The sequence below is a fragment of the Bifidobacterium italicum genome (assembly GCF_002286915.1).
GTDB lineage: Bacteria > Actinomycetota > Actinomycetes > Actinomycetales > Bifidobacteriaceae > Bifidobacterium > Bifidobacterium italicum.
The window spans coordinates 62672-82858 of the sequence record NZ_MVOG01000009.1 but is presented as its reverse complement, the minus strand read 5'-3'; the positions used below and the strand labels follow the sequence as shown (position 1 = coordinate 82858).

At 63.2% G+C, this 20187-nt stretch carries 15 protein-coding genes and 2 rRNA genes; 11 read left to right on the top strand and 6 right to left on the bottom strand.

What is annotated here, in order from left to right; genetic code table 11:
• The 3 genes from B1400_RS03650 to B1400_RS03640 all read left to right on the top strand — a co-directional run.
• Window positions 1-567: ribosomal RNA gene (locus B1400_RS03650) — 23S ribosomal RNA — on the top strand; the annotation flags it as partial.
• Window positions 568-759: 192 nt separating this feature from the next.
• Window positions 760-876 (top strand): 5S ribosomal RNA (rrf, locus tag B1400_RS03645).
• A gap of 132 nt (window positions 877-1008) precedes the next feature.
• Window positions 1009-1260, top strand: coding sequence for a hypothetical protein (locus tag B1400_RS03640; protein ID WP_095613092.1), 252 nt, complete (start codon window positions 1009-1011; stop codon window positions 1258-1260).
• A gap of 59 nt (window positions 1261-1319) precedes the next feature.
• Here the strand turns inward: B1400_RS03640 and B1400_RS03635 are convergent, their stop codons facing one another.
• Together B1400_RS03635 and B1400_RS03630 are read right to left on the bottom strand one after the other, a co-directional pair.
• Window positions 1320-2096 (bottom strand): nitroreductase family protein, encoded by a 777-nt coding sequence (locus B1400_RS03635; protein ID WP_095613091.1) that lies wholly within the window; start codon window positions 2094-2096, stop codon window positions 1320-1322.
• An 88-nt stretch (window positions 2097-2184) separates the two neighbouring features.
• A complete protein-coding gene (locus B1400_RS03630) occupies window positions 2185-2622 on the bottom strand; it encodes a DUF4235 domain-containing protein (protein WP_095613090.1) in 438 nt (145 codons plus the stop codon).
• A gap of 120 nt (window positions 2623-2742) precedes the next feature.
• Between B1400_RS03630 and B1400_RS03625 the strand changes: the two genes are divergently transcribed.
• Window positions 2743-3423 carry a histidine phosphatase family protein gene (locus B1400_RS03625; RefSeq protein WP_095613104.1) on the top strand — a complete coding sequence of 227 codons (681 nt, stop codon included), beginning with the start codon at window positions 2743-2745 and terminating at the stop codon, window positions 3421-3423.
• Between the two features lie 47 nt (window positions 3424-3470).
• Here the strand turns inward: B1400_RS03625 and B1400_RS03620 are convergent, their stop codons facing one another.
• Window positions 3471-5237 carry a glycoside hydrolase family 13 protein gene (locus B1400_RS03620; RefSeq protein ID WP_095613089.1) on the bottom strand — a complete coding sequence of 589 codons (1767 nt, stop codon included), beginning with the start codon at window positions 5235-5237 and terminating at the stop codon, window positions 3471-3473.
• Between the two features lie 467 nt (window positions 5238-5704).
• On the opposite strand from B1400_RS03620, the gene B1400_RS03615 reads away from it, so the two are divergent.
• Window positions 5705-7033, top strand: coding sequence for an ABC transporter substrate-binding protein (locus tag B1400_RS03615; protein ID WP_095613088.1), 1329 nt, complete (start codon window positions 5705-5707; stop codon window positions 7031-7033).
• Between the two features lie 452 nt (window positions 7034-7485).
• Here the strand turns inward: B1400_RS03615 and B1400_RS03610 are convergent, their stop codons facing one another.
• On the bottom strand, window positions 7486-8502 hold the full coding sequence (locus tag B1400_RS03610) for a LacI family DNA-binding transcriptional regulator (RefSeq protein WP_095613087.1): 1017 nt from the start codon (window positions 8500-8502) through the stop codon (window positions 7486-7488).
• A gap of 349 nt (window positions 8503-8851) precedes the next feature.
• Between B1400_RS03610 and B1400_RS03605 the strand changes: the two genes are divergently transcribed.
• From B1400_RS03605 to B1400_RS03595, 3 genes are all read left to right on the top strand, one after another.
• A complete protein-coding gene (locus B1400_RS03605; protein WP_095613086.1) occupies window positions 8852-9706 on the top strand; it encodes a carbohydrate ABC transporter permease in 855 nt (284 codons plus the stop codon).
• Window positions 9703-10542 (top strand): carbohydrate ABC transporter permease, encoded by an 840-nt coding sequence (locus B1400_RS03600; RefSeq protein ID WP_095613085.1) that lies wholly within the window; start codon window positions 9703-9705, stop codon window positions 10540-10542. The genes B1400_RS03605 and B1400_RS03600 overlap by 4 nt, the downstream gene beginning before the upstream one ends.
• A 293-nt stretch (window positions 10543-10835) precedes the next feature.
• Complete coding sequence (locus tag B1400_RS03595) at window positions 10836-11489, top strand: YesL family protein (RefSeq protein ID WP_095613084.1); 654 nt, start codon at window positions 10836-10838, stop codon at window positions 11487-11489.
• A 99-nt stretch (window positions 11490-11588) separates the two neighbouring features.
• Here the strand turns inward: B1400_RS03595 and malQ are convergent, their stop codons facing one another.
• Window positions 11589-13781 (bottom strand): 4-alpha-glucanotransferase, encoded by a 2193-nt coding sequence (malQ, locus tag B1400_RS03590; protein ID WP_201260187.1) that lies wholly within the window; start codon window positions 13779-13781, stop codon window positions 11589-11591.
• 703 nt (window positions 13782-14484) lie between these two features.
• Window positions 14485-16092, bottom strand: a complete 1608-nt coding sequence (locus B1400_RS03585) for an alpha-amylase family glycosyl hydrolase (protein WP_095613083.1) — start codon at window positions 16090-16092, stop codon at window positions 14485-14487.
• Window positions 16093-16346: 254 nt separating this feature from the next.
• Between B1400_RS03585 and B1400_RS03580 the strand changes: the two genes are divergently transcribed.
• The 3 genes from B1400_RS03580 (at window position 16347) to B1400_RS03570 (ending at window position 20187) form a co-directional block, all read left to right on the top strand.
• A complete protein-coding gene (locus tag B1400_RS03580; protein WP_095613082.1) occupies window positions 16347-17618 on the top strand; it encodes an extracellular solute-binding protein in 1272 nt (423 codons plus the stop codon).
• A 269-nt stretch (window positions 17619-17887) separates the two neighbouring features.
• The gene (locus B1400_RS03575) at window positions 17888-19294 is read left to right on the top strand and encodes a carbohydrate ABC transporter permease (protein ID WP_201260186.1); all 1407 of its coding nucleotides are present in this window, start codon (window positions 17888-17890) and stop codon (window positions 19292-19294) included.
• Window positions 19291-20187: a sugar ABC transporter permease gene (locus tag B1400_RS03570; RefSeq protein WP_095613081.1), complete on the top strand. Its 897-nt coding sequence runs from the start codon at window positions 19291-19293 to the stop codon at window positions 20185-20187. The genes B1400_RS03575 and B1400_RS03570 overlap by 4 nt, the downstream gene beginning before the upstream one ends.

The following is a 20187-nucleotide window of genomic DNA, read 5'->3' as shown; positions in this document are numbered from 1 at the left end:
GGGCTTGACTGCGAGATCGACGGATCGAGCAGGGACGAAAGTCGGAGATAGTGATCCGGTGCCGGCGTACGGACGCGGCATCGCTCAACGGATAAAAGGTACCCCGGGGATAACAGGCTGATCATTCCCAAGAGTCCATATCGACGGGATGGTTTGGCACCTCGATGTCGGCTCGTCGCATCCTGGGGCTGGAGCAGGTCCCAAGGGTTCGGCTGTTCGCCGATTAAAGCGGCACGCGAGCTGGGTTCAGAACGTCGTGAGACAGTTTGGTCTCTATCCTCTGCGCTCGTTGGAATCCTGAGGAGGCCTGCCCATAGTACGAGAGGACCTGGGTGGACGAACCTCTGGTATGCCGGTTGTCGCGCCAGCGGCACGGCCGGTTGGCTACGTTCGGGAGGGATAACCGCTGAAAGCATCTAAGCGGGAAGCCCGCTCCAAGATAAGGATTCCTGACCACCCTCCGGGGTGGTGACAGACCCCACATGAGACCATGTGGTCGATAGACCGGACGTGGAAGCCCCGCAAGGGGTGGAGCCGACCGGCACTAACGGTCGAAAACGACCCCCCGCCACGACGCCCCGCGCACCACACGCGACCGGGACACGCGACTGGAGGATCCACACGAACCAAGCATCAACACGCAAACAACGAACCATCGTTCCCGCAGCACGAACACCTGCGCCCGCGTCCACCATCCGGTCCCCAAACCAACCACCAACCCCCACACGGGGGTGAACATGAATAACAGAACAACAGTCTTGCGGCGGTCACAGCCCAGGGGAGACGCCCGGTCCCATTCCGAACCCGGAAGCTAAGACCTGGCACGGCGATGGTACTGCACCCGACAGGGTGTGGGAGAGTAGCACGCCGCCGCACCCACACTTCACCCAGGAGAGCCCACCCAACAGTGGGCTCTCCTCATTTTTTCCTCCCCACCGGCATACACCCCCAATCAGCGGACCCTCATAACACCACACCGGTCGGGGAGACACATCTATGATGTGCAGTATGCATTACTTCACGCCGAAACGTTGCGAGACGACGAGCAAGATCATGTACCATGATCAGCAGATCGCGTGGCAGGCCGCCGAACAGAGCCGCATCGAGCGCGGCGTGGAGTTATGGGTGTACCGGTGCCAGTACTGCGGGCAGTGGCATCTGACGCATCGCGATCCGGCGTTGAATCAAGACGTGGGCCATTTCAAACGTTCACAGAAGCGATATTCACGAAAGAAAGGGTACAAGCCGCGCTATAGGTGATGCGGCTCGTACCCTTGGTCCATCGTCGTGCATGCAGGGGGCTGCGCGACGATGATCGATCAGCGATCCAGTTCGAAGCCCTGCTTTGCCGCGTGCTCAAGTCCACGGCCGAGCACTTCGCCGGCGACGGCCTTCTTCGCGATTTGCGCATCATAGGTCGGCAGCGGCGTATTCGGGTCGCGCAGATCGTAGTACTGATGCACCTCCTCGTTGAACTCCGCGATATTGCGCATGATGAAGGCGGGGTCGTCATTGTACCGGTCGTCGAAGAACTGCAATGCGCCGCTCATGCGCGGCTTGACCGCCGGCTCCTGCGCGGGCTTGCCGATCGCCAGACCCAGCACCGGATAGGTGTACTTCGGCAGATGGAACAGTTCGATGAGCCGCGGAACGTCGTTGAGGATCGAACCGAGGATCACGCAGCCGAGGCCAAGCGCCTCCGCAGCCGTCTCCATCGCGTGCAGCGCGAGCACGGCGTCGTTCTGCGCCTGAGAGAACCGGTAGCTGGTCTTGAGCGTGAACGCGTCGGAATCGACGGCGTCGCCCTGTTCGCGGGCGATGACCATGTTGCGGTACTCGTCGAGGACGAACACATAGAGCGCGGGCGCCTGCGCGATGTACGGTTGCTTTCCGATCGCGGCGAGATCGTCCTTGAGTCGCTGGTCGACGACGCGGATCGCCGACCAATCGTTGAGATACTGGCTGGATGCCGCATGTTGCGCGGCGGATTCGATCGTCGCCGTCATTTCGGGCGTCAGCGGTTCAGGACGGAACGCGCGGATCGAACGACGGTTGAGCAGGACATCGATGGTGTCATTATGCAAGAGTTCAGTCATAGCCGTCATTGTGGCACATCGCCTTGCATACGTCCACATCGGTCGGCCTGACAGCGCAATGGACGGCGCCGGCCGATGATCGGACTGGTCAGTCGCGTTTCGCCTGCATACGGTCGATGATCTTCTGCACGCCCTTCGTGGAAACACTGGTCAGCAATGTGCCGAAGGCCGCCGACGCTGCCGCGAACAGCATACTCATGACGAGCCCCTGCTGCCTGTCCTGCTCGTCGTCGTCAGGGCTCGGATGGACCTTCGCGACGACCAGATTCCATACGGAGCTGAACACCTTGCCGCCGACGAGACCGACAACGGCCGGGAAGGCCATGCGGAACACCTTGTCGCCGAGCGTATCCGGATCACTCGTGCGCGCCTTGCGCATGGCCGTGACTTTGTCGTCCACCCGGTTCAGCGCCGCGACCGTCTTGTCCGTCGTCGCGTCGAGAGAGGAGCGTTCGCCGGCGATGGCGCTCGTCGCGGCGGTGAGCTTGGCGTCCACGGACGCCGATTCGTACTGATGCTTGTCCATACTGCACCAGTGTATGCCATCATTGATCCATGGCGGCCGCCCCGCGCCGCCCGTCGTCGCACACGGACGCCGCGCCTTCTTCAGGCGGCACGGTACAGTGGGCGTATGCAGAATTCAACGATGAATGATCACGCGAAGCGGTACGGCACGCTCGTGCTGCTTCGCCATGGGCAGACACGATGGAGCGAATCCGGGCAATACACCGGCCGCACCGACATCCCCCTCACCGACGTCGGCATGCAGCAGGCGCGCGAGGCCGGCGCTCGCCTGCGCACGCTGTTCCCGGACGGTTTCGCCGATGGCGACGTCTACTGCTCCGATCTGCAGCGTGCGATGACGACGGCGCATGAGGCGGGATTCGCGGCGCCGATCCTCACCGCCGACCTCGAGGAGTGGGATTACGGGCGCGCCGAGGGGCGCACGCGTGCGGAGCTCCTCGCCGCGCTCGGTGAGGAATGGGACGTCTGGGCGCAGGGGCCGACGGCGCTCGCCGAGCATCTCGCCGGCGAACGCGTCGAGGTTTTCCCGGATGGACAACGGATCACGATCATCAATGGTCCGGGTGAACGCCTCGACGACGCGGCGCAACGCGCGCGGCGCGTCATCGATCAGGTGCTGCCGGCGCTCGAAGCCGGCCGCGACGTGCTCTGCGTCGCGCACGCGCACATCCTGCGCATCCTGACGACGCAATGGCTCGGCATGGAGCCGCGCTTCGGCCGCCATCTCAAACTCGACACCGCGCACATCTGCGCGCTGTCCGTCTACAAAGGCGATCACGTGATCTGGAAGTGGAACGTCTGAGCGGACGGGCGGCGCGCAAGCGCACGGCATCGTGACGGCGGCGCGAATCAGATGCGCATCCACACGGCGGCGTCGGCAGGCAGCGCATAGCCGTCGAAGGCCGTCGAACGCAGCACGATGTCGCCATGCGGCAGGTCGACCGGAGAGGGGCCGAAGTTGACGATGCAGGCGAAGCGGTCGCCGTCGCCGTCGGAGACCGGGCGCGCATAGGCGATCACATCGGCGTCGCCCGGATCGAGGATGTCATCGTCGAGCCACTCGAGCGACAGATCTCCGGTCGGCGTCAGATGGTCCTGACGCCAATGCAGCGCACGACGGTAGAGATTGAGCATCGATCCGTCATCGGCGTCCTCGGCGTCCGCCGCATAATCGGCGTACCACAGCGGCTGCGGCAGATGGGGATCGGCGGGGGCGGAGCCGTCGGCCGGCGCCGACGAGAAGCCGAAAGAGGCGCCGGTACCGAACTCGGGGTCCCAGTCGGCGGGGCGCGGACGGTCCCCTGCGATCCACGGCAGCGGCACGCGGCAGCCGTCGCGGCCCTTCTGCGCGTCGCCGTGGTCGGTGTTGAACGCGACCGGGTCCTCGAGACGGTCCCACGGGATCGTCGCGACTTCCGGCAGTCCCAGCTCCTCGCCCTCATACACGTAGACGGAACCGGGCAGTCCCAGCTCCATCAGGATCGCCGCGCGCGCCCTGCGGGCGCCGAGCGCGCGGTCCTCGGGATAAGTGGAGCCGGAACGCAGCAGCCAATCGTTCGCGAGGATGTGGTAGCTGTTCGTGCGCACCTGCGGCAGGCCGTAGCGGCTCGCGTGACGGCAGACATCATGGTTGCTCATGACCCATGTCGTCGTCGACTTCGCCTCGTCGGCGCTCGCGAGCCCTTCGACGATCGCCGTGCGGAACTCGTCGGCGAACCAGTCGGCCTTCGCGAACTCGAAATTGAAGACCTGCCCGAGTTCGTCCTTCGACGCGTACAGATGCTGATGCTCCGGCACGACCCAGGCCTCGCCGACGGCGAAGCGCGGCGGGTCGTATTCGTTGAAGACGGCGTTCCACTCACGGTAGATGTCGTGCACCTCGGGGCGATCCCACAACGGGTGGCTGCCATCAGACGACTGGTCGGCGCCGACCGTCCAGCGCTCAAGCTCCTTGAGCGGACGTGAATCGAGGTCCTTCGCCAGACCGTGCGCCACGTCGACGCGGAAGCCGTCGACGCCGCGGTCGGACCAGAAACGCAGCGTGCGCTTGAAGTCGTCGTGCACGTCCCGGTTCTTCCAGTTGAGGTCCGGCTGCTCCTTCGTGAACAGGTGGAGGTACCACTCGCCGCCGCCGACGGGCTCCCATGCGGGGCCGCCGAACAGCGACTGCCAGTTGTTCGGCGGCAGTTCGCCGTGCTCGCCTTCGCCGCGGCGGAAGATGTACCGGTCGCGCTCGGCCGAGCCTGGCGCGGCGGCGAGGGCGGCCTGGAACCACGGATGCCGATTCGACGTGTGGTTCGGGACGATGTCGACGATCACCTTGAGTCCGGCCGTGTGGGCGGCCTCGAGCATCGCGTCGAAATCGTCGAGCGTACCGAGGCGCGGATCGACGTCGCGGTAGTCGATGACGTCATAACCGCCGTCGGCGAGCTCGGAAGGGTAGAACGGGGACAGCCAGACGGCGTCCACGCCGAGTTCCTTGAGATAGCCCATCTGCGCGGTGATGCCGGCGATATCGCCGAGACCGTCGCCGTTCGCGTCGCGGAAGCTGCGGGGATAGACCTGATAGACGACGGCCTGCTTCCACCAGTCGTCGTGCGTGTTGTTGAGGGTCATGACGTTCCTTTCCCGACGGCATGCGAGTTGTATGCATGCCTCGCCATGGATGTTCGCGCGGCGTGCGCGACGAAGTTGTCCGGGCACACGTTGCCGCGCGTAATTATATTCCCCGGTAAAGAAATGCGCGCTTGGCATGACGGCGCCCGGCGTCGGCGGCCATGTGCGGTCCGCGCCGCGCCTCCGGGCCGTACACGGGGTTATCTGCGGCGCAAGTCGGGTGGGCGTGTCGTTAGCAAACGCTTTCATCAATGGTGAAACGTCGTGAAACAGTGGAAAAGCGGTATTTTTGCGGCGTGAGCGTTGACGAAATCGACGGGAACGCCGCCATTCGGCGTGCCTACGTTTGCACTTTTTGCATTTATGGTGCACAATGGTCGATGAAAGAAGTTGTCGAGGAAAGAGACTTCTTAACGTGCACCGTGAGGGTGCAGCGCCCAACAGGGCGTACAGAGAAAGGTTCGAAGATGAATCGTACGATGAAGACAACCGTGGGTCTGCTCGCTGCGGCCGCTATGGTCGTGCCGCTCGCCGCATGCGGCGGCGGAAGCTCCAGCTCGTCCGGCGACGGCAAGGGCAGCGTCTACTTCCTGAACTTCAAGCCGGAAGCCGCGGACCAGTGGACCGCGCTCGCCGCGAAGTATGAGAAGGAGAAGGGCGTCAAGGTCAAGGTCCAGACGGCCGCCTCCGGCACCTACGAGCAGCAGCTCAAGTCCGAACTCGCCAAGAGCGAGGCTCCGACGATCTTCCAGGTCAACGGCCCGGTCGGCTACCAGAGCTGGAAGGGCTACACCGCGGACCTCAAGGACACCGCGATCTACAAGGACATGAACGACCAGAGCCTCGCGCTCACCGACGGCGACAAGATCGTCGGCGTGCCGTACGTCATCGAGTCCTACGGCATCATCTACAACAAGGACATCGTCGCGAAGTACACCAAGCTCGACGGCGCCGTCATCAAATCCGCCGATGAGATCAAGGACTTCGACACGCTGAAGAAGGTCGCCGACGACATGCAGAAGCGTAAGAAGGACCTCGGCATCGAGGGCGCCTTCACGTCGGCCGGCTTCGATTCCAGCTCCGACTGGCGTTTCAAGACGCATCTGGCGAACATCCCGCTGTACTACCAGTTCAAGAAGGACGACATCACCGCTCCGCCGGCGTCCATCAAGGACATGTACATGGACAACTTCAAGAACATCTTCGACCTGTACATCACCGATTCCACGACCGAGAAGACCCAGCTGAGCTCGAAGACCGGCGATGACGCGAACTCCGAGTTCGCGCTCGGCAAGGCCGCCTTCTACCAGAACGGCACCTGGGCGTGGAGCGATCTGCAGAAGGCCGGCATGAAGGATTCCTCCGTCGGCATGCTCCCGATCTACATCGGCGTCGACGACAAGACCGAGGGCCTCGCGACCGGCTCCGAGAACTACTGGTGCATCAACTCGAAGGCTTCCGAGGCTGACCAGAAGGCCTCGCAGGAGTTCCTCGAGTGGGTCATCACCTCCGAAGACGGCAAGAAGGCGATGAGCGAGGACATGGGCTTCACCACGCCGTTCTCGACCTTCAATGACGTCAAGACCTCGAACCCGCTGATCGCCGATGCGAACGCCAGCATCCAGAACAAGGACCTGACGCAGGTCGCTTGGGACTTCTCGATGATGCCGTCCGAGGAGTACAAGAACGTCCTCGGCCAGGCGATGCTCGCCTACGCGCAGGGCACCGGCGACTGGAACGCCGTCGTGGACGCCTTCGTCAACAACTGGGCGACCGAGTACCAGGCGACGCACTGAGTCGATGGGACGGCTGCGGTTCCGCGGCCGTCCCGATCCATCGGCGGTCATCGTCATCCGATGATCGCCGACGGCCGATAACCGAACAACGTATAACCGAACAACGTCGCATGGCCGCACCTCTCTGACCTGTGGACGCCCGCATGGGCGGCGGCTTCCGCATGGCGGCCGCGCGACGCCCCCCGACCACGGTCGACGATAACTGAACATCGATAACTGAACACTGTTTTTCTTTTCTTCCTCTGGATCCTTCTGCGCAAACGTGGGATGCCGCATCGTGCGGCGTCCCACGTTTGCGTTTTCGGGCATCGCCGTCCGGCGACGCTGCGGGGCGTGCGGGGCGTGCGGGGCGTGCGGGGCGGCACCATCGGTGCAAGGGCTGCGGGTGCAACGCAAAAGGCCACGATGAACATCATCGTGGCCTTTTGCGTGGTCGCGGGACGGCCCCGTCGTCAGGGGCGCGGCGCCGCCGGACCGGTCGACGAGCGGATGACGAGCCGCGCCGGTTCGGTGACATACAACTGCTCGGGCGTCTCGCCGTCGATGAGCGCAAGCGTCATCTCGGCGGCCTTGCGCGCCATGAGCACCGGGTCCTGCGAGATCGTCGTCAGGCCGATGTCGCTGGCATAGGTGCTGTTGTCATAGCCGATGACGGAGATTTGCCCGGGCACTGAGAAGCCGCCGCGCATCAGCTGGAAGATGAGCGGGATCGCGATGCCGTCCTCCTGGCAGGCGACGGCCGTCGGCATGCGTTCGAGGCTGAGCAGCTGCGTGACGACCTCGGCGATGCGGTTCTCCGATTCCTCGGCGACGATGACATGCGGCGAGACGCCGGCGTGGCTGCAGCATTCGATGAATGAGTCGAAACGTTGCTGCACGCTGAAGTGCAGCGAGACGTCGCGGTTGGAACGCACATAGGCGATGTCGCGGTGGCCGAGGGCGATGAGATGCCGTGCGGCGAGGATCGACCCCTGCTCGTCGTCGATGTTCACCGACGCCGAGAATCCTCGTTCCTGAGGCAGCACCGAGTTGATGCCGATGATCGGCACATGGATCGAGTTGAGCTGCGCGATCTCCTGGCTGTCGATGTCGAATGAGACGACGATGACGGCGTCCGCGTTGCGGCGCACCGGCAGCATCTCGAAGAACTCCTTGCGTTCCTCGATGCTCGAGATCTGGAAGATCGACAGGTCGTAGCCTTCGGCGTGCAGCACCTGATTGAGGCCCTCGATGACGGACGCGCTGAACCACAGCCGCAGATGGTCGCTCACGAGCAGCGCGATGCGCAAAGCGCGGCCGGTCTTCAGCGCGACCGCCGAGCGGGAGGTCGAGAAGTTGAGCTCCTCGGCGATGCGCAGCACCTTCTCGCGGGTGGCCTTCGAGACCAGCTCCGGACGCGTGAAGGAACGCGACACCGTGGAGATCGATACGTTGGCGGCGCGCGCGACGTCCTGGATACTCGTGCTCATCTCGGCTCCTTCGACATTGAAGAACGATTCGGTGGCGGTGACCGATGTGCAAACGTTTGTGCAAGATGGATTTCACAAACGTTTGCAGTATATCATGCTCCAGCAAGAACGGCGAACTTCCAGCGATTCATCGTCGGGGGTCGATTGACGGGCGTCGGAGGTGGCCGCGCTTGAGACACGCAAAAATGTAAACGTTTGACAGTGCTCTGCATCGCTGTTACAGTGGGCACTGTCATCCGCATGGCCGGAGGCGAGGACGTGCCGGCGCGCAGCCGGAGCGGCCGAAGGCAAGGGATAGAGCGCATACGCAGGAGTATGCACAGGAAAGAACGAGGAAAGTAGGCATACTATGATCAGTATGGCCGGTAAGGCGATACGCCGTTGGTGGGCGTTATTTGTGCTTCCGACATTCGCCGCATTCATCATCGGCTTCGTGGTGCCGTTCATCTATGGCATCTATCTGAGCTTCTGTGAGTTCACGACGGTCACCGACGCGCAGTTCGTCGGTTTCAAGAACTACGCGAAGGCGTTGCAGGACAAGACCTTCCTGCACGCGCTGCTGTTCTCCACATTGCTCACGATCGTCACGACGATCATCATCAACGTCGTCGCCTTCGCGATCGCGTACATGCTGACGAAGTCGATCCGGGGCTCCAACCTGTTCCGTTCGGTCTTCTTCATGCCGAACCTCATCGGCGGCATCATCCTTGGCTACATCTGGATGCTGCTGCTCAACGGCGTGCTCGCCCATTGGTCGAAATCGTTGACCTTCGACCAGAAATACGGCTTCTGGGGTCTCGTCATCCTCGTGTGCTGGCAGCAGATCGGCTACATGATGATCATCTACATCGCAGGCATGCAGTCGCTGCCGACCGACGTGCTCGAGGCGGCTTCGGTGGACGGCGCGAACGGCCGCCAGACGATGTTCAAGATCATCATCCCGCTGATGATGCCGTCGATCACCGTCTGCTCGTTCCTGACCGTCACGAACGGCTTCAAGCTCTTCGACCAGAACCTCGCGCTGACGAACGGCGCTCCGAGCCGCATGTCCGAGGGTCTGGCGCTCAACATCACGAACACGTTCTACGGACGTGTCGGCTTCGAGGGCGTCGGCCAGGCCAAGGCCGTGCTCTTCTTCATCCTGGTGGCGATCGTCTCGCTGCTGCAGAACAAGCTCACCACGTCCAAGGAGGTCGAGGCATGAACGGCGAAAAGGCTAAGCACAGTGGTCTGTGGACCCTGTTCTTCTCGATGATCTCGATTGCCTGGGTCTTCCCGATCTTCCTGGTCATCATCAACTCCTTCAAGCAGAAGGCGTACATCAGCGACAACGCTTTCTCCTTCCCGGCGGGCGACACCTTCGCCGGATGGGACAACTATGTGCGTGGAATCGAGCAGACGAACTTCTTCGCGAGCTTCGGCTGGACCGTCATCGTGACCGTCGGCTCCGTGCTGCTGATCCTGCTGTGCACGTCGATGTGCGCATGGTGGATCGTGCGCGTCAACAACTGGGCCGCCAAGGCGCTGTACATCCTGTTCCTGTTCAACATGATCGTGCCGTTCCAGATGCTGATGTTCACGCTCTCGTGGCTCGCCGACCGCCTCGGCCTGAACACGCCGTGGGGCCTGTGCATCATCTACCTCGGCTTCGGCGCCGGCCTCGCCGTGTTCATCTTCACCGGCGTCGTCAAGGGCATCCCGCAGTCGCTCGAGGAATCCGCGATGATCGACGGCGCGTCCGTCCCGCGCATCTTCTTCCAGGTCGTCGTGCCGATCATGAAGCCGTCGATCATCTCTGTGGCGATCCTTGAGGCGATGTGGGTCTGGAACGACTACCTGCTGCCGTATCTGACGCTCGACCTGAACAAATACAAGACGATCTCCGTGTCGATCCAGTACCTCAAGGGCGGCTACGGTTCCGTGGACATGGGCGCGATGATGGCATGCCTCGTGCTCGCGATCATCCCGATCATCCTCTTCTACATCCTGTGCCAGAAGTACATCGTCAAGGGTGTCATGGCCGGTGCCGTCAAGGGCTGACGTTGAGTCAGCCCTTGGAAAACAGCGCGGTGCGCTGTTTTCAGGTGCCGGTCCGAGCGGCTGTGCCGCGAGGGCGGGTTTGGGTCCGGCCGTAGGCCGGTCAGTATTTGCAAGGCCGGAGGCGGTGCCGTCAAGGGCCGATCTTCCCCACCATCAATCAACACGAAGGCCGGGTGCCGCGGCTTCCCCTCCGGGGGCGCCGCGGCACCCGGCCTTCGTGTTATGGGGCGGACGATGAAATCAGCTGTCCGCACTAAGCTCGGACGGAGCATGCGAGACAGGCAGGAGCGTACATGAACTGGCTTTCCCCGGATTCGAAATTCATGCAGGCGTGGAACAACTTCACCGATGCGATCATCATCAATCTGCTGATGCTCGTCACGAGCATCCCGATCGTGACGATCGGCGCCGCGTTGTCCGCCGGCCAGACGGCGTCGCGCAAGATGCTCATCGGCCAGGGTCACGTCACGCGGAACTACTTCGCCGCGTTCAAGGAGAACTTCGCCCGTGCGACGATCCTGTGGGCCGTCTATCTGCTGTTCGGCGCCGCACTCGCCTACAGCTGGATCGTGCTGCAGATCACGCCGCTGCTCATCCCGAAGATCGCATTGACGATCCTGTGGATCATCGGCTTCGAATGGGTGTTCGCGCTGCAGGCGCGCTTCGAGAACCCGCCGGCGCGCACGATCGTGAACGCCTACGTCTTCGGCGTCACCTACTTCCCGGCGACGCTCGCGCTCGCCGTGATCGACGCCGTCTACTGCGGCCTCTTCGTCTATCTGTGGTTCAAGCTGCCGCAGATGCTGTTCCTGCTCGCCGTGCTCGGCTACGGCTCGCTGCTGTCGCTGCATGTGCCGATCCAGGAGTATGTGCTGCGCAGATACACGGGGCAATCGTTCTCGACGCATGTCCAGGAGGACACTTGGAGCGTCAAGAAGCATCAGTGAACGGCCGCCGGCACGCCATGCGCGGCTTATAAACCATGAAGGGCCTCCCGTCGTCGGGAGGCCCTTCATGGCTGAACCGTTAGAGAGAGGTCGAAAAAACTAACGGTTCATGATCTGGGACAGCGACATCACGCGCGGCGAGTCGAAGACCTCGTTCGTCGGAACGACATGGCCCCGGGCGTCGGCGAGCGGAATGCGCCAATTGGGATATTCGGTCGAAGTGCCGGGCTGGTTCTGCGTGCGCATCTCGCCGACGCCGTCGACGAGCGCGGCCTGCATCAGCAACGCGGGGGAGTCCTTGAGCATCGCATGCATCGCCTCGACGATCTGCTGCAGATGGCCCGGGACGTCGTCGGCCGCCGCCTGTGGCAGCCAGCCGCCGGTCACGAGCAGCTTGAGCATCTCATGCTGCTCGGCCTCGGCCGACCTCATGAACGCCTCGACCGGTTCGCTGAGCAGATGCAGCCGTTCGCGCAGCTTGACGTGCTCATACGTCAGATATCCGGCCGTCGGCGGCAGGTCGTGCGTCGTGACCGAGGCGAGCGAATACTCGCGGTAGGTGTCCGGCATCGCATACGGATCGCCGGCGTTCGGCGAATCGTCGACGCGCGCGAACCATTCGACCGTCGTGCCGAGGACGCCGTGTTCGGCGAGGATGCGCGATGCATAGGCCGGAACGGTGCCGAGATCCTCGCCGATGACCATGCCGTCGACCCGCGACGCCTCGATCGTGAGGATCGCGAGCATCGCCTCGTAGTTGTAGCGCACATAGGCGCCGCCGCGAGGCCCCTTGCCCTGCGGGATCCACCACAGGCGGAACATGCCGAGGACGTGGTCGATGCGGATCGCGCCGGCGTGCGCGAACATCGTGTGCACCATGTCGCGGTAGACGCCGTAACCGTCCGATTCCATGAAGTTCGGGTCGAAGGGCGGCTGGCCCCAGTCTTGGCCCTGCTGGTTGTAGAAGTCCGGCGGGCAGCCGACGGTCACGGTGCCGACGGCGAAGCGCTCCGGGCTCCACCACACGTCCGAGCCGTAGGTGTGCACGCCTACGGCCATGTCCTGCATCAGGCCAAGCGCCATGCCGGCGTCCTTCGCCGAACGCTGCGCCGCCTCGACCTGCTCCGCGGCGATCCACTGCAGCCAGCACGCGAAGTCGTAGAGGTCGCCGTAGTCGTTCTCGAGCTGCGCGATCTGCGGGCTGTGGCGGTCGTACTTCGTGAACCAGTCGTTGTCGGCGCTCCATGGCGCGCCCCACACCTGGAACGCGACTGACCACAGCGCGAAGGCGCGCAGGTCCTCGCCGGCCTGCCGGCGGAACTCGTCGAAGTCCGCCTGACGTTCGGTCGAGCGCTCCTGCCGGAAGACGATGTGCAGTGCCTCGCGCTTTGCGTCCCACGCCGCATTGATGTCCATCGGGTTCGGATCGGTGTTCGCCGCCGCGACGCGCGCGTGCAGCGCCTCGACCTTGTCGAAGTCGTCGCCCTCAAGGTGGCGGTATTCGGGGATGTCCTGAGGGCGGATGTAGGTGACGTTGAGGAATCGGCGGGACTCGGGCAGGTACGGCGACGGCTCGAGCGGCGTGACCGGCGCCGTCGCGTGGATCGGATTGATGAGCATGAAGTCGGCATGCGACTTCGTCGCCGCGTCCGTCGCGAGCTCCTTCAGGTCTCCGTAATCGCCGACGCCCCACGACTCGGCCGAACGCACCGAGTACATCTGCGCCATCCAGCCCCAGCGGTGGCGATCCTGCACGGCCTGCGGCACCGGGATACGCGCCGGCGCGCAGATCACATGGGCCGTCGCGCGGCGATCGCCGTCCTCGACGGTGAGCGTGTGGTAGCCGATCGGCAACGCATCGGTCAGTGTCAGCGCATAGACGGTCACGTCGCCGTCCGGCGCCGCCTCGGCGTCCTTGCGCTCGACGGTGAAGAAGTCGCCGTCGGCGCGCGCGCCCTCCTCGAGCATCAAGGTGACGGTCGGCGCGCCGTGCAGCGTATGCAGCTCGACCGCCTTGTCCGTACCGATGAACTTGACGACGGTCGGCGGCGCGAGGCGCGTGGCCTCCTCGTTCAGACGCAGCCTGAGCGCCTCGTCGACGCGTTCGTCGTTCGACGCGTCGACGCCGAGCGCCTTGAGCACGGTGACGAGGACGTCGTCGTCGATTTCGACATAGGTGCCGAGCTGGTCGATATACGATGTGGAAATGCCCCACATGTTCGCCAATCGGATGAGGGGGCGTGCGAGGCGCTCGGCGCTTTCCTCGCGCTGCTGCATGGTCTGTTCCGGCATCGTTGCTCCTTGTTTTCTCCGCGGGGCGACGAGGTCCTCCGCGTCATGCGCGGCGGCCTCATGCTCCCCAGTGCTTTCCTCGACTGCTGATGGTGGTCGCGGAACGTCATACTTCGTTGGTGACGAACCATCGCCTGTCACCGAGTATACCGCATGTTGAAAGCGTTTGCAAACACGGCGGTTTGGCTTTGTAGAGCCAAAATTTGATGATATGGACCTGAGGGCGCGGCGATTCTTCTTTGATATGTACGCCTACGTTTGCAGGGCGGTGTCGACGGAAGAGGGAGGCGCCCGCGCGGCGCCGGCGTCGGTTTGCGTCCCACTCCATCGCAAGGGGCGACGAACTGGGACGCAAACCGCTCCGATGCCGTCCCGGTTCGTCGAGGCGGTGGATGGATCGGGGCGGAGCGTCCCGATCCATCGACACCTCCGACGAAGCCACCCGGGAATCGGTCGGTTTGCGTCCCGCTCCGTCGAGGTGGTCGATGGGGCAGAACGGAGCGTTCCGGTTCGTCGACGGAGCCGATGGATCCTCCCGCCGACTGGTTGTTCCGCGTCCTGTTCCGTCGTGGCCGTCGATGAAGCCACCCGGAAGCCGGTCGGTTTGCGTCCCGTTTCGTCGATGGGGTCGACGAAACGAGACATGGGGGTGCGGAGGCGCGACCGTTCGGGGCGGCCAAGGGTGTCCGGGTCGTCCCGGTGGCTATTGCAGCACGGCGAAGGACTGCGCCGGCAGCGTCAGCGTCGTGTAGGCGAGCGTCGGGGAGCCGTAGGACAACGTCACGGTGCGCGCTTCGCTGCCTTCACCGGCCGGCAGCTCGATCGTCTCGGCCTCGCGGCCCGGGTTGACGGCGACGACGGCGCTGATGCCGTCCTTCGTGCGCTTGAAGACGAAGGAACGCCGTTCATCGGAGGCGAACAGCACGCTGAAATCGGCGTCGGCGTGGAAGGCCGGCGAGTCGGCGCGCAATGCGAGCGTGTCGTGGACAGCCGTCCACAGCGAATCGTCGGCGTCGATCTGGTCGGCGACTGTCGGCGCGTCCGCGGATTCGTCGATCGGCAGGTACAGCGCGTCGGCGCTCGCGCCGGAGAAGCCGTCGTTCGCCGAACGGTCCCACTGCATCGGCGTGCGGCTGCCGGTGCGCGTGTATCCGCCCTCCTTCGTAGGCAGGTCGCGGTAGCGCATGCCGATCTCGTCGCCGTAGTAGATGAACGGGGTGCCCGGCATCAGCAGCATCGTCGCATAGGCGAGGCGGATCTCCTGCGGCGACAGGCGGGGGGCTACGCGTGCCGTGTCATGGTTGCAGGTGATGAGGTCGAAGTATCCGCCGCGCTTGCGCGCCTGCGTCAGGCGCGGCTCGTATTCGTCGAGGAAGGCGCGGATGCCGACGCCGCTGTCCGCGTTGAAGTAGCTCTTGTCGCCGTCGTGCAGCAGCGGCGTGTCGGTGTTGCGCAGCAGCATGTTGTATCCGTTCGGCTTGCCGTCCCAGCGCCAGTCGAGGTAGAAGTCCATATCGAAGCCCGCGTCGATCGACTCGTCCGGACGTCCCCATTCGGAGACGAAGGCCGCATCCGGGAACTCCCCGCGGATCTGCCCGAACATATACCGCCAGGTCGCGATCGTGGCGGGCTTGCCGTCGTCGTCGCGCTTGACGAGGCTGTCGGCCATGTCGACGCGGAAGCCGTCGGCCCCGCGTGACAGCCAGAAGCGCATGACGTCGAGCATCGCCCCGCAGGTGTCGAGCGCCGCGTCGCCGAGCGCCGGCTGCTGCCACGGCTTCGTCGGGTGCGCGAAGCCGTAGTTGAGCGCGGGCTGGAATGCGAAGAAGTTCGTGATCGCGGCGCCGTCGCGCGGGTAGACGCCGCCGATGAACGGCAGGCCGTCGCCGCCGGTGATCCACGAGTCGGTCCAGATATAGCGGTCGGTGTAAAGGTTTTGCCGTTCTTCGCCGCTGGCGATAAACCACGGATGTTCGTCGCTTGTGTGCCCCGGGACGAGATCGAGCAGGACATGCATGCCGCGGACGTGCGCCGCGGCGAACAGGTCGACGAGGTCGTCGTTGGTTCCGTAGCGTTCCGCGACCTTCGTATAGTCGGTGACATCGTATCCAGCGTCGCGGAACGGGGATGTGAAGCAGGGGTTGATCCACAAGGCGTTGCAGCCCAATGACCAGATGTAGTCGAGGCGCTCGGTGATGCCCGGAATGTCGCCGATGCCGTCATTGTTGGAATCGTTGAAGCTCTGCGGATACACCTCGTAGAAGACGGCCTGTTGCAGCCATGAAACAGGTGCGTGCATGGGATTGGTCATATCGCTCCTTGCTGTGGGGTAACGCTCACGGCGTTTCCGTGAAAACGACACTCACGATGCGGACAGTTTTGACAACGTTTGCAGGTGTGGTATACAGTATAGACCACTGAAGCGTTACGCAGCGCTCCGCTGAATACCAACGGCGGAGGCGGCTACGGCGTCGAGTCCATGCGGAGCCGATCCGCGGGGCTCACGCATGCGTGATGTTGAGGAAAACAAATGCAATTGCATTGATTGATGGAAAGGAAAGGTCAATGATGATCAATTGGAAGAAGGCAATCGGTCTGACCGCGGCTGTTGCGATGCTCGTCCCGATGGCGGCTTGCGGCGGCAACGATTCGAACGCGAACGGCAACGCCAGCGCTTCGAACTCGAACGAGAAGCAGACCGCGACGCTCACCGTGTGGGCGCCGTCGGAGGACGCCGACTGGATGAAGGCCATGCAGGAGGACTTCGAGAAGGCCCACACCAACTATGACATCACCTGGAAGAACGCGACCGTCTCCGAAGGCGACGCCGCCAAGACCGTGCAGACGGATCCGTCCGCCGCGGCCGACGTCTACATGTTCGCGAACGACCAGCTCGGCACGCTCATCAAGCTCAACGCCATCGGCGAAGTGAGCGATACCGTCGCCCAGCAGGTCAAGGACCAGAACTCCGAGACGATGGTCGAGTCGGTCACCGGCGCCGACGGCAAGATCTACGGCGTGCCGTACACCTCGAACACGTACTTCATGTACTACAACAAGGACAAGTTCTCGGCCGATGACGTCAAGAACCTGAACACGATGCTCGAGAAGGGCAAGGTCTCCTACCCGCTGACGAACTCCTGGTACATCCCGGCGTTCTACCTCGGCGCCGGCATGCAGATGTTCGGCGACAAGGGCCAGGACGGCGCCGCGGGCATCGACTTCGGCTCCAACGCCGATGCCGTGACCAAGTACCTCGTCGACATGGTCGCCAACCCGAACTTCGTCCTCGATGACGGCACCAACGGCGTCTCGAACCTCGTCGACGGCGCGACCGACGCGATGTTCTCCGGCTCCTGGTCGGCCGCCGACGTCAAGAAGGGCCTCGGCGACAAGTACGGCGCCGTCGAGATGCCGTCCTTCACTGCCGATGGCAAGGACTACCAGATGAAGTCCTTCGCCGGCTCGAAGGCCATCGCCTTCAACCCGAACACGAAGGCCCCGCAGGTCGCCTCCGAATTCGCCGCCTTCCTCGGCTCCGCCGACGCCCAGAAGAAGCACTGGGAGATGCGCGAGATCGTTCCGTCCGACAAGTCGCTGACCGACCTCGAAGGCATGAAGGACGCCCCGTACGTCCAGGCCCAGATCGACACGATCGAGAAGACCTCCGTGCTGCAGCCGACGATCGCCGCGATGAACGGCTGGTGGACCCCGGCCGAGAACTTCGGCAAGGCCATCTACAACAAGGATGTGACTGCTGACAACTACAAGGAGCAGACGCAGACCTGGATGGACACCGAGAACAAGGAAGTCAAGGCTCAGGCGACTGAGGAGTGATTCCACGGGGCCGCGAGGCCCCGTCCCGCCGGCGCGCGCCGGCGGGTATCGGTAGATAATCGAAAACAGTGTGCGGAAGGCCTCGGACCCTGAGCTTTCCGCACACCTCATGTTCAGGGTCAACCAGGCGGCGTCGCCTGAGGGGCGCGCGGGGTCATTCTCGGACCATGCGCGCACCCGTTCCACGATCCATCGCGAGGTAGCACGGTCGTGGGCACGGTCGCACGCCCCACATATCAAACTTTTCAAAGAGAGGCGGTAGAGGGTTCATGAGTACGGTAACCCTTTCACAACGAGAACTGCGGCGCCGCCGGAAACTGGGCGCGGACTATGTGGCACCATCGCCATACACGCTGAAGAACGCCTTGGAGAAGGGCGACGTCTTCACCAAGCTGTCCATCCTGATTTTCGGCCTCGGCAACGTGGTGCGCAAGCAATACGTCAAGGGTCTCATCTATTTCGCCGGTGAGGTCCTGTTCATCGTCTACATGATCACGGCCGGCGGCACATGCTTCAAGAACCTGATCACGCTCGGCGGCAACAAGCCGACCAGTGGTTGGGTCAACGGCCAGTACGTGAACATCCCGGGCGACAACACGGTCCTGCGCCTGCTCTACGGCGTGGCCGCCGTCGTTTTCTGCGTCGTCTTCGTGCTGTGGTGGATCCTCGAGATCCGCTCCGCGTACAAGGCGCAGTGCCTGGCCGGCAAGAACGGCCGCGCCCCGTCCTTGATGGACGACATCCACACGCTCTTCGACGCCAAGGCGAACCAGCTGCTGCTGTTCCTGCCGATCGCGGGCATCCTGATCTTCACGGTCCTGCCGCTGATCTTCATGATCTCGATGGCGTTCACGAGCTACGACCATAACCATCTGACGCTGTTCAACTGGGTCGGCCTCGAGAACTTCAAGACGGTGTTCTCCAACTCCGGCAGCAGCGCGGTCTCCGGCAGCATGTTCCTGTCCGTCCTCGGCTGGACGCTGATCTGGGCGTTCTTCGCGACGTTCCTGAACTTCTTCTTCGGCCTGTTCCTCGCGATGATCATCAACCGCAAGACGACCTACGGCAAGAACGTGTGGCGTGCGATCTTCTCGATGTCGATCGCCGTCCCGCAGTTCGTCTCGCTGCTCGTCATGCACCAGATGCTGCAGCCGACCGGCGCCGTCAACCGCCTGCTGCAGACCTGGGGCTGGATCGACGGTCCGCTGCCGTTCTTCACCGACGCCACGTGGGCGCGTGTGACGGTCATCATCGTCAACCTGTGGATCGGCATTCCGTACACGATCATGCAGGTGACCGGTATCCTCCAGAACATTCCAGCCGACCTCTACGAGGCCGCGAAGATCGACGGCGCGAACTGGTGGCAGATCTTCACGAAGATCACGATGCCGTACATCATCTTCGTGCTCACTCCGTACCTGATCACGACGTTCACCGGCAACGTCAACAACTTCAACGTCATCTACCTGCTCACGCGCGGCGACCCGGCAGTCAACGGCGCATCCGCCGGCAAGACCGACCTGCTCATCACCTGGCTGTACAAGCTCACGGTGGATCGCAACGATTACAACCTCGGCGCGGTCATCGGCATCATGACGTTCATCGTCCTTGCCGCGGTCTCGCTGATCACCTACCGCAACAGCGGTTCCTATAAGAACGAGGAGGGCTTCCGGTGAGTAAGCATACTGAAGTCAAAGCACAGAGCCAAGGATTCCTGCACGATCAGAGGAAGCGCCGCATCGCGGCCGATGTGGGCACCTACATCCTCCTCGGCGTGCTCTCGGTCATCTGGCTGTTGCCGATCGTCTGGATCTTCCTCGAGAGCTTCAACAAGAACACCGCCCCGTACCAGAGCACGTTCTTCCCGACCGAGTATTCGTTCGACAGCTACATCGGCCTGTTCACCGACCGCAGGGTCCTGGACTTCCCGCGCATGTTCATGAACACGTTCATCATCTCGATCTTCACGTGCCTCATCTCCGTGTGGTTCGTGCTCTCGGTCGCATACTGCATGAGCCGCATGCGCTTCCGTGGCCGCCGCTCGTTCATGAACCTCGTGCTGATCCTCGGCATGTTCCCGTCCATCATGTCCGTCGTCGCGATCTACTTCATCCTCAAGGCGATGGGTCTGACGAGCGACGGCATGACGATCCTCGCGCTGATCCTCGTCTACTCGGCGGGCACCGGCGCCGGCTTCTACGTCATGAAGGGCTTCATGGACACGATCCCGACCTCGCTTGACGAGGCCGCGATGCTCGACGGCTGCACGCGCTGGCAGGTCTTCGTCAAGATCATCATCCCGATGTCGAAGCCGATGATCGTCTATCAGGCCATCGTGGGCTTCCTGATCCCGTGGCTCGACTTCGTCATGGCGAAGGTCATCGCCCGCACGCAGGAGAACTACACGGCCTCGCTGGGCTTGTGGCTCATGCTCGAGAAGGAGTACATCAACACCTGGTTCGGTCGCTTCGCGGCCGCCGCCGTGATCATCTCCGTCCCGATCGCGATCCTGTTCATCGTGATGCAGCGCTTCTATCAGGAATCCATGTCGGGTGCAGTGAAAGGCTGA

Coding starts and splice junctions, on each gene's coding strand:
- B1400_RS03640 (WP_095613092.1), top strand. CDS start 1,009: ATGCATTACTTCACGCCGAAACGTTGCGAGACGACGAGCAAGATCATG.
- B1400_RS03635 (WP_095613091.1), bottom strand. CDS start 2,096: ATGACTGAACTCTTGCATAATGACACCATCGATGTCCTGCTCAACCGT.
- B1400_RS03630 (WP_095613090.1), bottom strand. CDS start 2,622: ATGGACAAGCATCAGTACGAATCGGCGTCCGTGGACGCCAAGCTCACC.
- B1400_RS03625 (WP_095613104.1), top strand. CDS start 2,743: ATGAATGATCACGCGAAGCGGTACGGCACGCTCGTGCTGCTTCGCCAT.
- B1400_RS03620 (WP_095613089.1), bottom strand. CDS start 5,237: ATGACCCTCAACAACACGCACGACGACTGGTGGAAGCAGGCCGTCGTC.
- B1400_RS03615 (WP_095613088.1), top strand. CDS start 5,705: ATGAATCGTACGATGAAGACAACCGTGGGTCTGCTCGCTGCGGCCGCT.
- B1400_RS03610 (WP_095613087.1), bottom strand. CDS start 8,502: ATGAGCACGAGTATCCAGGACGTCGCGCGCGCCGCCAACGTATCGATC.
- B1400_RS03605 (WP_095613086.1), top strand. CDS start 8,852: ATGATCAGTATGGCCGGTAAGGCGATACGCCGTTGGTGGGCGTTATTT.
- B1400_RS03600 (WP_095613085.1), top strand. CDS start 9,703: ATGAACGGCGAAAAGGCTAAGCACAGTGGTCTGTGGACCCTGTTCTTC.
- B1400_RS03595 (WP_095613084.1), top strand. CDS start 10,836: ATGAACTGGCTTTCCCCGGATTCGAAATTCATGCAGGCGTGGAACAAC.
- malQ (WP_201260187.1), bottom strand. CDS start 13,781: ATGCCGGAACAGACCATGCAGCAGCGCGAGGAAAGCGCCGAGCGCCTC.
- B1400_RS03585 (WP_095613083.1), bottom strand. CDS start 16,092: ATGACCAATCCCATGCACGCACCTGTTTCATGGCTGCAACAGGCCGTC.
- B1400_RS03580 (WP_095613082.1), top strand. CDS start 16,347: ATGATGATCAATTGGAAGAAGGCAATCGGTCTGACCGCGGCTGTTGCG.
- B1400_RS03575 (WP_201260186.1), top strand. CDS start 17,888: ATGAGTACGGTAACCCTTTCACAACGAGAACTGCGGCGCCGCCGGAAA.